Below are 12,883 nucleotides of genomic sequence, written 5' to 3'. Positions count from 1 at the left end.
AACATGAACAAGCATTTGAAGAAGCTATCTCAACAATGGATTAATGAGTTCCTGAAAACTGCTTCCAAATCGAGCGCGCTCAGAAAAACCATTCACCAACATCCTCAAATTAGCGGTGAAGAGGGCCCTACAAAAGAACTGATGCTAAAAGAAATGGGCATCAGTTTTGACTCCGTTGCAGAGACTGGCGCAGTCGGCCGAATTGGTCCTACGATAGGCCCCAGTATCGGAATGCGTGGCGAATTGGATGCTTTGCCAGTGCAAGAGAATACAAACGTCGAGTGGGCTGCCACCTCCAACAAGATGCATGCATGCGGCCACGACATTCATCTTGCGGCGTTAGCAGGCGTCGTCAACGCAGCAAAAAATATCGATCTTCCTTTTGGGTTAGTTCCAATTCTTCAGCCCAGAGAAGAAACCTATCCTTCGGGGGCTCTTGATATCTCTGAATCCGGTCTATTAGAAAAGCACAAAGTGAGCCATGTAATCGGGGCACATGTGCATCCAGCCATTCAACTCGGCTCAATCGCGGCCGGCTCTGGCTTTGTCAACGCTGCGGCAGGCGAAATCGAAATCAGAGTGCGCGGTAAAGGAGGGCATGGAGCTTATCCTCACAAAGCCAACGACGTAGCGACACCTACTGCTCAGATCGCTCTCGGACTATCCGAGGTAGTACGTAGGAATAACGATCCAATGAGCCCAGCTGTGGTGAGCATCGGTAGCATTTCGGTCGGACAAGGAGCCGCAAACGTCTTGCCTCAAACTGGTAGCATCTTCGCAACGATTAGAAGCACTAGCATCGAAACAAATGACGAACTTGCAAACCAGATCAATCAATTCGCCACTTTTACGGCACAGAGCTTAGGCTGTTCTGCAGAAACTAGATATACTCCCGGCGAACCAGCCCTAGTCAACGCAGACTCCTTGGCTAATAAATTTGAGTCGTACGCTGCAGAGATTGACATACCATTAGCCAATACGATGCGCTCTCTAGGCGCCGATGATTTTTCCTATTACGGAGAAAACTGTCCCTCTTTAATGTGTTTCGTGGGGGTCAACGAAGGCGATACTCCTTCACTACACGATGCCGAATTTTTACCACCAGATGAAGCAATTCTCCACGTCGCCAAAGCTTTTATCACTGGCTATATTGCCGCAGCGGATAACTTACTGGAAAGATAATGTCCTACAGCATCACTGAGCAGATCAATGCTAAATTTCCAACCCTGTCACAAGCAGAAAAGGATGCGGCAAGGTGTCTGCTAAACAGCTATCCTTGGGTCGGCCTTAAGACGGTCCAGCATTTTGCTGTCCAAGCAAATGTCAGCAGTGCAACGATCGTTCGCTTTGTGCAAACCATGGGCTTCAAAGGGTTTAAGCAATTTCAGAGTGCTCTAATGAAAGAGGTTTCTGAAAGAGATGCCTCACCACTCAGCCAGGCTGGGGACGATTTCCCCAGCCTGGCTAATGACCGAGTAGAACAGACACTCAATCATTCAGCCGAAGCTTTTTTACGCGGAATTGAATCGACTTTTAAATACGCCAAAAAAGACGATATTGAAAAAGTCATAACCCTCCTATCAGATCAAAAGCACCGCATTGTTTCTCACGGCGGAACTTTCTCATGGGTACTAGCTCAACATTTTGTTGCTCAGCTCAGTCTCTTCCGTGGTAACCAACTAGCAGCACCATTGTCCGATCTTGCCCTTATTGAATTAATATCCCAAACGTCTGCCGACGACATTTGGGTTTTCTTCGACTTCCGGAGATACAGTCCACGCTCAGAACGAATTGCGCGGCTAGTCAAAGAAAAAGGCGCCTTGGTTATCTTAACCACAGATAGATGGATGTCCCCTATATCCTCGTACAGTGATGCAACCTTGGTCACCCGCGTCGAGGCATTCGGCCCCTCTGACACTCTGGTTCCCGCATTCGCGCTAATCGAAGCAATTTGCGAGTGCGTCTCGAGGGAAATAGGAAAAACGGGGATCCAATATCTTGAAGCATTCGAAATTCTTCGAAAAGAACTCAGCTGAAAATAGTCGGAGCTTCGGTACGGTCGTTGCTGGCTGTATCGCCTGAGCCTTCAATCCGCTGGAATCTAAGCCCGAGCTTCCACCAATTCTCTACCCTAGAGAACTAAGGTTACAAAGGTACTGCCCCACGCCTTGCTAGAAGGAACTCCCAGATTGAGCACCGCTAACCTCAACCAGTCTGTTGTCTGGAACACCGCCGATAAGTACCTCCGGTCCATCGTGGAGCCCGAAGATTACGGCGACTACATCCTGCCGCTGACAGTTCTCCGCCGCCTCGAATGCATTTTGGCGCCAACCAAAGACCAGGTGCTTGAGCTGGTCAGCTCATTGCACGCAGATGGGGTCAGCGAGGCCTATATGGACTGGGAAGTCCAGTCCCAGTTCGGACTTTCTTTCTATAACTCTTCGCGGATGGACCTCACTCGCATCGCTGAAACTGATGACCACGTTTACGACTCGTTGATGGACTACGTGGGCGCTTTCTCACAATCTGTCCGGGACATCTGGGATGCGTTCGACTTTTCGGTCAAAATGCGAACGCTCGACCAAGCAGGCCGTTTGTGGCCAGTGGTCAAGCACTTCTCCACTATCGACATGTCTCTCGAGGCCCTTCCCGATGCACAGATGGGTGACCTTTTCGAGAACGTCATGTACCGCGCATTCAACACTAAGGGCAAAGCTGCAGGTGCGTTCTATACCCCGCGTGACGCCATCCGCCTCATGGTAGACATTCTGTTCGCTTCCGATGACGCTGGGCTTACCTCCTCTGGCGCTTCACGTACCGTTTACGATCCCACCGCTGGTACGGGCGGAATGCTGCTGGTCGCAGCACGTGCACTAAAAGAACTTAATCCCGACATTGAAGTAAATCTCGCCGGCCAAGAACTCATGCCCACCGGCTACGCCATTGGCAAAGCCGACCTACTTATTCAAGGCGGCGAACCGGATGCGATCCGCCACGGCGACACCCTGCTGACTGATCTCTATGAGGGCGAGCAGTTCGAGTACATTCTGTCCAACCCTCCGTTCGGCTCCGACTGGTCCGTGCAGCAGGCAGCAGTGAAAGAGCAGGCCAAGATCCCTGGTTCACGGTTTAGCCACGGCTTGCCCAATAAAGGTGACGGCCAGATGTTATTCCTCGCCCATGTGGCTTCCAAGCTCATGCCCGCAGGTGACAATGGCTCCGGGGGACGTGGCGCAGTGGTGTCCAACGGCTCACCGCTGTTTACAGGTGGCCCCGGCTCAGGGCCTGACCAAATCCGCGCCTGGCTGCTAGAAAACGATCTGGTGGACGCAATTATTCAGTTGCCTACCAATATGTTCTACGGCACTGGTATTTCTACCTATATCTGGATTCTGGATACCAACAAAGAAGACCACCGCAAGGGCTTCGTGCAGCTTATCGATGCCTCCGAATGCTGGTCCAGCCCAAGCAAGGGTCTAGGCGATAAGCGTCGCGAGATGCGCGAAGCCGACCGCAACAAGGTGTTGGAAGCCTACAACGAGTTTGCTGATAGTGACATGTCCAAGGTGCTCACCCCGGATGACTTGGGATTCCGCGATGTAAAGGTAACCAAGCAAGCACGCCTAGCCGTGAAAGTCACCGACGACGCGATTGCCGAGGTACTAGAGCACAAACAGGCGGTAGCCGAACACTCCGACGTAGTGCGCGCGGTGGCAGGTGGAAATTACAACGACTTACCCAACATGCTTAAAGCCGCTGCCAAAGACCACGGCGTTAAAATGCCCGCTACGCTTATCGATGCCATTTCCAAGGCAATTGCTGTCAACGACCCAGATGCAGAGCCAGCGGTAGACCGCAAGGGCAACCCAGTTATCGACCCGTCATTTACTATGACCGAGCGTGTGCCACTTACCGAAGACATCGACGAGCACATGCAGCGCGAAGTCGTCCCCTTTGCGCCCGAAGTCACCTGGGACGCGACGAAGGCCGTGACCGGCTACGAGATACCCTTTAAGCGCGTGTTCTACACCCCAGAACCCGTGCGCCCACTGGCCGAGATCGACGCTGACGTGGCCGAAGTCATGGGCCGTCTCATGGAGAAGTTCGGGCAGGTGAGGAAGTGATGCGGCTACAGGTAGCAATCACTGAGGTGAATGAGAAGTTAGGTTCTTCCGACTCATCTCAGATCACTAGATTCAGCGTAAGTCAGCGATTCGGAGTAATCCCCTCTTCAGAGCTGGAAAATCGAACCATGCAGGCGAAGTCGCTGGAAAACTACAAAGTGGTCTCTCAAAATAATCTTGTCCTCAACCGCTTTAATGCATATAAGGGGGCGCTCGGATTGACCCCCGATCCGGGGGTTGTAAGCCCCGATTATTTCGTCGCCGAAATTAATGAGGACATTGCTGATCCTTGTTTCATTCGATATTTCTTGCTCTCTCAATCATCCGCAAGCTTAATTAAGAGGGACATGGGTGGAATGGGAAGCGGAGATCCTGATTCTTCTGCTTTCTCCCGTTTCGATGTACGCTCATTGATGTCAATGAAAATACCTATTGACGACCTCCATACCCAGCGCACCATCGCTGACTACCTCGACCGCGAGACCGCCGAGAACGACGGTATGCGCGCCGATTTGGACGAGATGGAGCGGCTGCTGACGGAGCGAAGAGCCACCATTGTCAAAAATGAATTTTCGGTTTTACGGGATTCAGATTGCAACTATCGGAAGCTAGGCTACGTGGCGCAATTCCGCAATGGTCAAGACACCAAAGGTGTAGAGAGCACAGGCGAGGAATACCCAGTTTACGGGTCAGGCGGAGTATTTAAGCGAGCAAAATCATTTCTCTTTGACGGCCCATCGGTACTCTTTGGTCGAAAGGGGACGCTTGACAAGCCTCTCCTAGTCGATGGCAAGTTCTGGACAGTTGACACCATGTACTACACGGTTTTGAGCCAAGACATTTTTCCACCATACCTCCACAAATGGGCGACAACCATTCCGTTTGAAATGTACTCCACCGATACGGCCCTACCAAGTATGACCTCTACTGTTCTAAGTCAGCTCCGCGTCCCCCTCCTTTCCCTTAATGAACAACGTCGTATCGCAGACGAGATTGACCGCGAGACCGCCGAGATTGACGCAATGTTGGAGGACATCACAAAGCTGCGGGACTTGCTCACCGAGCGTCGCGCGGCGGTGATTTCTGCGGCGGTAACCGGCCAAATAGATATTCCTCCCTCCCCTACTACTAAGGACGAATCTCATGCCTAAACGTGACATCATGCGCGAAGAACGCTTGGAAGAAACGATCTGTGAATCCTTACAAGATAGCGGCTGGATCTATGAGTCGGGTATGAAAGACACAGGCTGGGATGCACGGCTCGGTCTGTTTCCGTCTGACGTGCTGCACTGGCTGGAGACCCAGTACCCAGAGAACTACGCCAAAGCTGTGCCGCAGGACGCGACCGGTGCCACCCGCGAGAATGCGCAGAGTCTGCTTCTGGAATATGTTGCCAAGCGGCTAGAATCCGCGACGCGCAAGGACGCACAAACCGGACGTATCCGGGGTGGTCTGTTGGGAACGCTGCGCGAGGGCTTTAAGTACGCGCAGACCAATGCACGCTCGGCGACCTTTGGTCCTATGGTGGCATTCCCACCGGCCAATCCGCTGAGCGTAACCGCGGCCAAGCGCGCCGAAGCTAATCGGCTGCGCATTATCCGGCAGGTACATTTCGACGACGACAGCAATGAAACGCTGGATCTCGTTGCTACGGTCAACGGCATTCCGGTTGCCACGTTCGAGCTAAAGACGGACAACACGCAGTCCGTAAAGAAGGCAATGAAGCAGTATCGCGAGGATCGTGTGCCGTCGAAGAACCGCCGCGTTCTGCTGCCAGGTCGCGCACTCGTTCACTTCGCGGTATCGAACGATGAGGCGTACATGACCACGGCGCTAAAAGGCAGCGAAACTAGGTTCCTACCATTTAATCAGGGACATGACGGCGCAGGCGGCAACCCGCCAGTTGCGGGCAAGTCTGCGACCTCGTACCTATGGGAGCAGGTACTGCAGCCACAGTTGTTGCTGCGTATCTTGAGCGACTTCGCCGTGTGGGAACCGGATAAAAAGTCCAAGCGTGGTGCCAACGGCACGTTGATTTTCCCGCGTTTCCACCAGTTGCGCGCGGTGGAGCGAGTCACCACTGACGTGGCCGAACGCGGTGCTGGCGGGCGCTATTTGATTGAACACTCGGCTGGCTCGGGCAAGACCAAAACGATCGCCTGGCTTGCCCACCGGCTCATTAGACAGGTGGCCGAAGATGGTACGAAGACGTTTGACTCGGTCATTGTGGTCACTGACCGCACGGCGCTCGATACCAATATTCGCCAGGACATGCAGGCTTTGGCTGCATCACGTGGTCTGGTGGTCTCAGTGGGTGAAAACTCTGGTTCAAAGTCGCCACAACTGCACAAGGCGCTGGTCGAGGGTGGCCACATTATTACCTGTACGTTGCAGACATTTCCGCACGTACTCTCCTTATTGGATAACAACCCAGAAATTCAAGGCCGGAACTGGTGCGTTATTGCTGATGAAGCACACTCATCCCAAACTGGCTCCTCCGCGTCGGCACTGCGCGAGTTGTTGTCCGACGTTGATGTAGATGAGGACGAAGAATACACCGCTGATGACCTGCTAGAGCTGCGCCAAGAAGCGGTGGCTAATGCGTCGAATATGACCTTTGTGGCTCTGACCGCCACACCTAAGGCCAAGACGCTGCGTCTATTTGGTTCGCAGACCCAAGACGGTCATTACGTAGCTTTTGATACCTATCCCATGGGTCAGGCTATTGCTGAGGGCTTCATTATGGACGTGCTAACCAACTATTCCACGTATTCCATGTGGGCCGAAGTACGCGATGAATTGGGACGGACCGAAGAGGTTGACCAGTCTGCGGCGGTCACCGATATGGTGCGGTTTGTGCGCCTGCACCCAACCTCCATTGCCCAAAAGGTCGAGGTCGTTGTTGAGCACTACCGCCGTAACGTCGCGCACCGCTTGGATGGTCAGGCGCGAGCCATGGTGGTGACTTCCTCGCGAAAAGCGGCGGTACACTGGGCACGCGAAATGAACCGCTACATCACCGAGAAGGGATACGGTTTCCACTCACTCGTGGCATTTTCTGACGCGGTGCGCATGGAAGATGAACCGGAGCCGGTCACCGAAGTAAGTCTCAACGGCGAGTCCGATGTGGAGCAAGCATTCAAGGACGACGATCTTTCCTACCGCGTGCTCATCGTAGCCAACAAGTTCCAAACCGGATTCAACGAGCCGCGCCTATGCGCTATGTATGTGGATAAGCACCTCTCCGGCGTAGCTACGGTGCAAACCTTGTCGCGTCTCAATAGGATTCATCCGGATAAGCCCGCACCTATGGTGGTGGATTTTGTCAACGATCCCGCGCTAATTGTGGCCGACTTCCAGCGCTACTACCAGGGCGCATCCATCGATACAGACGTAGATCCGAACTCGCTTCACACACTTGCAGACGAGTTAGATACCGCCGGCTACTATGACCTCGATGAGATGAACGCGGTGGCAGAAGCCTACAATGCTGGCAATGACTCCGAACGCCTACGCGGTGCAGCAGACGCGATCCTTAGCCGCTGGCGCGCAGACCGTAGCTCCACCGATAAAAGCGCTCTCGAGCACGCCAAGGATTTCAAGGCCCACGTGCTGAAATATCGCCATGCCTACGAGTTCTTATCCCAAATCATCGCTTATGCCGATGCTGATGTATCCCGGCGCGCAATGCTGTGCAGCGTCCTTGAGCCAAACCTGCATATCACCGAACTGGATGACAGCGAGGACTTCCTCACCGGTGTCACGCTGGCAGGCGTCGCAATTGCCCAGGGTCAAGTTGAAGAAGACCATAGCGTTAACGGCAGCGAATCTGAGGCTTTGCAAGTGCCGGAGTTCACGGTCCGACTAGGCGAGCCACGGACGCCCCTGCGTAGTGCCTTTGATGAGGCAGTAGAGAAGGTCAACGATCTTTTCTCGCTCGCAGGAGTGGACGTTGACAGCGATGATACCGCCCAGATGATCGTTGCTGCATGGGGTACGCTCTCCAACCAACCCGCGGCCGTGAAACTTGGCCAAGAAAACTCCAAGGAGCAGCTCAAGCGTTCAAAGCTCTTTAAAGTCGAAGCAAAGCGTGCGATTTTTAGCGGCATTGAGCAACGCAAGCAACGCGATGCTCTTGTTTCAAGCGATGAGAACATACTCAATAGCATGATAGATGCTCTAGCTAACATCATGGCGACGGCTAAAGACACCGACCAATTAGAAAAATAAAACTGGGACCCACAACAAAACCCCAGCCCTCCACTCTTCTGTGAAGACCACGGGCGCTGGTGCGTGGAAGGCTTAAATAGCCTTCTCGCCACGCTCGCCGGTGCGGACGCGGATCACGTCTTCGACGGGTGCGATCCAAATCTTGCCGTCGCCGATTTCGCCGGTGCAGGCGGCGTCGACGATGGCATCGACAATCGCTTCGGAGTCATCGTCTGCCACGATGAGCTCGATTTTGGCCTTGGGGACAAAGGAGGTGGCGAATTGGGCGCCGCGGTAGATTTCCTTGTTACCGCGTTGCTGGCCAAAGCCTTCGATTTCGGTCACCGTCATGCCGGGCGAGCCGAGCTTTTGTAGGGCTTGCTGGATATCATCAAGCGTAAAGGGCTTGACCACGGCTGTTACGAGTTTCATTGTTGCTCCTAGGAATCGCTGGGCGTTTTAGTTGTGGCTGGTGGTACCGCGCATCGCACGGCCGCCAATGTCGTAGCCGGTCTCACGGTGACCACCAAAGTCAATGCCGTCGGTTTCAATCTGGTCGGTCACGCGCCAGCCGATGGTCGCCTTCAAAATCACCGCGATGATGGCGGTAATGACTGCGGCAAAGACCACGGCGATTGCGGCGATGAGGATCTGTACGATGAGCAGCTTCCAGCCTTCGGCACCGCCGCCGGTAAAGATGCCGCGGTCATTGGCAAAGAAGGCAACTGCCACGGTGCCCCACAGGCCGGCGACCAGGTGGACGCCCACGACGTCGAGGGAGTCATCGAAGCCGAAGCGGAACTTCAGGCCCACGCCCAAACAACCCAGCATGCCGCCGAGAGCACCCATGATGAGCGAGGTGACCGGGTTCAGGTCGCCCGCGGCCGGGGTAATGGTGACCAGTCCTGCGACCACACCAGAGGCAGCACCCAGGGAGGTGCAGTAGTTATCGCGCAGCTTTTCCACGAGCAACCAGCCCAAAATTGCGGCGGCCGTTGCGGCGGTGGTGTTGACCCAGGCCAGGCCGGCGAGGCCATCGGCAGCGAAGGCGGAACCGCCGTTGAAGCCGAACCAACCGAACCACAGCAGACCGGCACCGAGCATGACCATGGGCAGGTTGTGGGGGCGCTGCACGCTCTTCGGGAAGCCCTGGCGCTTGCCCACGACAATCGCCAGGACGAGTGCGGCCGTACCGGCGGAAATGTGGACGACGGTACCACCGGCAAAGTCAATGGGAGCCACAAGCGCTTCCCCGCCTTCGCTGCCAAAGATCCAGCTGGTGACGCTGCTTTCGCCCTCACCCAGGATGCCGCCGCCCCAGACCATGTGGGCCAGCGGGAAGTAGACAAAGGTTGCCCACAGGCCACTGAATACCATCCAGGTACCGAACTTCACACGGCCGGCGAGTGCACCGGAGATAATCGCGGTGGAAATAACGGCGAAGGTGAGCTGGAAGCCGATATCGATGATATTGGCGTAGCCTTCCGCGCCTTCGAGGTATTCACCATTGGCATCAAAGATGGAATCCTTGAGCCCGAAGAACTCGAAGGGGTTGGCAACGATGCCGCCCCAGGACTCCGTGCCGTAGCTCATCGACCAGCCCCAGAGGACATAAATGATGCTGACTACCGCTAGTGAGCCGAAGGACATCAACATCATATTGAGCACGCCGCGGCGCTCTGTCATGCCTCCGTAAAAAAGTGCCAGGGCTGGGGTCATGAGCAGCACGAGAGCCGCGCTCATGAGCATCCAGCTCGCATTGCCTGCGATCACCGAATCCATTGTTTCTCCTTGTAGGGTTCCTTCATTGCTTTTCATAACGGTAGTACTACAGGTATACAAATATCTATTGAGCTATAGGTTAACCCCCAATGTGGGGCTACCGCGCACCTTCGTCGCTTTCGCGTAATTAATTCATCGCACCGCGCGAACTTTGACCAGCTCAGCTCCTGCACAGCACCCCTAGAAAGTGCACCGTTTGCACCCACTTTCGTGCGGGCCTAATGTGCTTCCACACTGGACTTTAAGTTTTCCACTATCGGACTTTCAGCCCACTCGTTTCAATTAAGCACCACCAACAAGGAACGCGTATATGTCCGACTCCGCATCCCCCTCCCCCACTCCCATGGAAGAGCGGTCATCCCTTTCTCTAAAACAGCAGGCAGAACAGATGCCCGCTGAAGTATCGAAGAAGCGCCGCTTTAGCGATGGCTGGAAGCTCTTTGTGTGCATCGTCATCGTTCTCGTCGGCGCCCTGGGCTCATCCCTCGTGCAAACCGATGGCGGCAAAATTCAGGTCACTGACCTCAAAATCGCCGGCAAGCACGGCGCTACGGTCACCGCAGATCTCTTCCGGCCGAAGGACGCGACGCCGGAGAATAAAGCACCCATGGTCATCGTCTCGCCCGGCTTCCAGCGCACCAAGGAAACCCAAGTCTCCAACTCGCTGGAGCTGGCCCGGCGCGGCTTTGTCACCCTCGTGGTTGACCCATACAACCAGGGCGAATCGAGTGCGCAGCACCCAGACGATGGCGATACCGCCGTGGTGACCGCCATTGATTACGTCACAGATCACCTGGATACGTTTAATTACGTCGATGAGGATCGCATCGGCATAACCGGCCACTCCGCCGGTGGTACCGCGGTACGCACCGCGGCCAATAAGTACGGCAAGAAGGTCGACGATGCCCTCGAAGCGGCCAAGGACCCGAATAGCGAAGGCGGCACCACCATCACAGATGGCGAGCGCAAGCGCGCCGAGGACCTGGATAAGATCTCCGCGGTCTTTATCTCCGGCTGGCTCAAGAACTTAAACGATAAGAAGTTCGCGCACGTGCACTCCAATATGGCGCTGGGGTATGCCCGCTACGATGAGGGCGGTTACCGCAATATCAATGGCGATGGTGATCTGCGCGATGCGCCGGAGGCCCTGTCCATGGTCAACTCTGGGCTCAAGAAACAAGACCAGGTGGACCGCATTGAGATCGGCCGTGGTTACGGGGACATCGACAAGGGCACGTACCGCGTTGCCTATAACGATGAAACGCTGCACCCGCTGCAGCCGCTGACACCTAGTGCCATCGGCAGTATCCTCGAGTTCTTCGATGACACCCTGGATGCGCCAGTGAAGATGGACTCCGGCAACCAGACCTGGTGGCTGAAAGAGGTCTTTAACCTCATTTCCCTCATCGGCGGCATCGCCATGCTCTTCCCGCTAACCCGCATACTCCTGCGCACCCGTTACTTTGCGCCAGTGGCACAGGCGCTCCCAGCCGTACCGAAGCGTCCGCGGGGCAAAGAGGCCGCGAAGTTCTGGGCATTCTTCGTGCTTTCGGCGGCCATCGCATTCTTCACGTTCATGCCGCTGGCGAACCTTTCGCAGGACGTCTTCTACGATGCCGCGAATAAGGTCAGCACCTGGTTCTTCCCGGCGCGCATGGTCAACTCGGTGGTCTTGTGGGCCATCGTCAACGGCATCGTCGGGCTTATCTTGTTCTATATCACCCGGGATAAGTCCACCTATGCCCGCGGCGAGCGCGCCCGCGCGTGGGGCATCACGATGAGCTGGCGCACCTTTTGGCGCACGATACTGCTCGCCTTCATCCTGCTCTTCGTGTACTTCTCCGTGCTATCCATCGTCTACCTCGCCTTCCACAGCGATTACCGCTTCCTGGTCGTAGCCTCGCGCCCGCTGACGCTGCGCTGGTTCCTGGTGGCGCTGATGTACGTGCCGGCGATGTTCATCTTCTACCTGGCCAATTCCATTCGCGCCGGTGTGGGCACGCGCTATAGCGATACGCCCAAGTGGCAGACCTACCTCATTGCGGCGTTAGCTAACTCCGTCGGCTTGGCGATGATCTTCGTTATCCAATATTCCGTCTTCGCCGCCACCGGCACGGTGCACTGGACCGATGACTGGCTGTATGTGAACATGCTGCAATCCATCTTGCCCATGATGATCCTGCTGCCCATCTTGAACAAGATGTTTTATGCCAATACCGGCCGCGTATGGCTTGGGCCCCTGGTTATCGCACCTATCTTTATCACCATGTCCTTGGGCGGCAGCGTGGCCTATATCCCGAGCCTGGCTTAAGCTTTAAGCCATGAGTGAAATCACTAAGCAGTATTCCGTTGACCTTAACCGCGTAGAAAATTCGGTGTACCGCGCCACCAATGCGGATGGCGCCAGCATCGAGTTCGGCCGCGGGGAGGGCCTGTTATCGCCGGTCGAGCTCCTGCTGGCTGCCGTCGCCGGATGCACCGCGGTGGATGTGGATGTCGTGACCTCCCGGCGCACCGAGCCGGAGTCTTTCCGGGTGCACGCAGAGGGCGACCGCGTGGATGAGGATGGCGCCTCGCGGCTTTCCGATGTCCGCGTCGCCTTCGACCTCTCCTTCCCCTCCACCCCGGAGGGCGATAAGGCCCGCGCGCTGGTAGATAACCTGATCCGCATTTCCCACGAGAAGGACTGCACGGTATCGCGCACCGTGGAACACGCCACGAACGTGGAATTTAGCAACGTGTCAAAATAAACACGATTCCCCCACCAC

General features: G+C 55.4%; 9 protein-coding genes. 7 read left to right on the top strand and 2 right to left on the bottom strand.

From position 1 onward, the window contains the following. The first annotated feature begins 3 nt into the window (after positions 1–3). From HMPREF1287_RS00175 to HMPREF1287_RS00155, 5 genes are all read left to right on the top strand, one after another. The gene (locus HMPREF1287_RS00175) at positions 4–1,182 is read left to right on the top strand and encodes a M20 family metallopeptidase (RefSeq protein ID WP_023017589.1); all 1,179 of its coding nucleotides are present in this window, start codon (positions 4–6) and stop codon (positions 1,180–1,182) included. Beyond that, entirely contained in the window at positions 1,182–2,036 is an 855-nt protein-coding gene (locus tag HMPREF1287_RS00170) for a MurR/RpiR family transcriptional regulator (RefSeq protein ID WP_023017588.1), read from the top strand. Before HMPREF1287_RS00175 ends, HMPREF1287_RS00170 begins: the two co-directional genes overlap by 1 nt. A gap of 153 nt (positions 2,037–2,189) precedes the next feature. Beyond that, positions 2,190–4,124, top strand: a complete 1,935-nt coding sequence (locus HMPREF1287_RS00165) for a class I SAM-dependent DNA methyltransferase (RefSeq protein ID WP_023017587.1) — start codon at positions 2,190–2,192, stop codon at positions 4,122–4,124. A 26-nt stretch (positions 4,125–4,150) separates the two neighbouring features. Beyond that, positions 4,151–5,275: a restriction endonuclease subunit S gene (locus HMPREF1287_RS11890; protein ID WP_198010358.1), complete on the top strand. Its 1,125-nt coding sequence runs from the start codon at positions 4,151–4,153 to the stop codon at positions 5,273–5,275. Continuing rightward, on the top strand, positions 5,268–8,354 hold the full coding sequence (locus HMPREF1287_RS00155; protein ID WP_023017585.1) for a type I restriction endonuclease subunit R: 3,087 nt from the start codon (positions 5,268–5,270) through the stop codon (positions 8,352–8,354). The genes HMPREF1287_RS11890 and HMPREF1287_RS00155 overlap by 8 nt, the downstream gene beginning before the upstream one ends. Positions 8,355–8,426: 72 nt before the next feature. On the opposite strand, the gene HMPREF1287_RS00150 is transcribed toward HMPREF1287_RS00155, so the two are convergent. Both HMPREF1287_RS00150 and HMPREF1287_RS00145 read right to left on the bottom strand, forming a co-directional pair. After that, complete coding sequence (locus HMPREF1287_RS00150; RefSeq protein ID WP_023017584.1) at positions 8,427–8,765, bottom strand: P-II family nitrogen regulator; 339 nt, start codon at positions 8,763–8,765, stop codon at positions 8,427–8,429. A gap of 27 nt (positions 8,766–8,792) precedes the next feature. Beyond that, entirely contained in the window at positions 8,793–10,115 is a 1,323-nt protein-coding gene (locus HMPREF1287_RS00145) for an ammonium transporter (protein ID WP_023017583.1), read from the bottom strand. Between the two features lie 310 nt (positions 10,116–10,425). Here HMPREF1287_RS00145 and HMPREF1287_RS00140 point away from each other — a divergent pair, with 310 nt between their 5' ends. Both HMPREF1287_RS00140 and HMPREF1287_RS00135 read left to right on the top strand, forming a co-directional pair. Beyond that, complete coding sequence (locus tag HMPREF1287_RS00140) at positions 10,426–12,426, top strand: prolyl oligopeptidase family serine peptidase (protein WP_023017582.1); 2,001 nt, start codon at positions 10,426–10,428, stop codon at positions 12,424–12,426. 10 nt (positions 12,427–12,436) lie between these two features. Beyond that, positions 12,437–12,865, top strand: coding sequence for an OsmC family protein (locus HMPREF1287_RS00135; protein ID WP_023017581.1), 429 nt, complete (start codon positions 12,437–12,439; stop codon positions 12,863–12,865). Positions 12,866–12,883 lie beyond the last annotated feature (18 nt).

This window comes from Corynebacterium sp. KPL1986 (assembly GCF_000477975.1).
GTDB lineage: Bacteria > Actinomycetota > Actinomycetes > Mycobacteriales > Mycobacteriaceae > Corynebacterium > Corynebacterium accolens.
The sequence above is the reverse complement of the archived record's forward strand: the minus strand, read 5'-3'. Positions and strand labels throughout refer to the sequence as shown.

Bases quoted from the DNA above. Each gene is read 5' to 3' on its own strand.
- HMPREF1287_RS00140 (WP_023017582.1), top strand. From the start codon at position 10,426: ATGTCCGACTCCGCATCCCCCTCCCCCACTCCCATGGAAGAGCGGTCA.
- HMPREF1287_RS00170 (WP_023017588.1), top strand. From the start codon at position 1,182: ATGTCCTACAGCATCACTGAGCAGATCAATGCTAAATTTCCAACCCTG.
- HMPREF1287_RS00155 (WP_023017585.1), top strand. From the start codon at position 5,268: ATGCCTAAACGTGACATCATGCGCGAAGAACGCTTGGAAGAAACGATC.
- HMPREF1287_RS00150 (WP_023017584.1), bottom strand. From the start codon at position 8,765: ATGAAACTCGTAACAGCCGTGGTCAAGCCCTTTACGCTTGATGATATC.
- HMPREF1287_RS00145 (WP_023017583.1), bottom strand. From the start codon at position 10,115: ATGGATTCGGTGATCGCAGGCAATGCGAGCTGGATGCTCATGAGCGCG.
- HMPREF1287_RS00175 (WP_023017589.1), top strand. From the start codon at position 4: ATGAACAAGCATTTGAAGAAGCTATCTCAACAATGGATTAATGAGTTC.
- HMPREF1287_RS00135 (WP_023017581.1), top strand. From the start codon at position 12,437: ATGAGTGAAATCACTAAGCAGTATTCCGTTGACCTTAACCGCGTAGAA.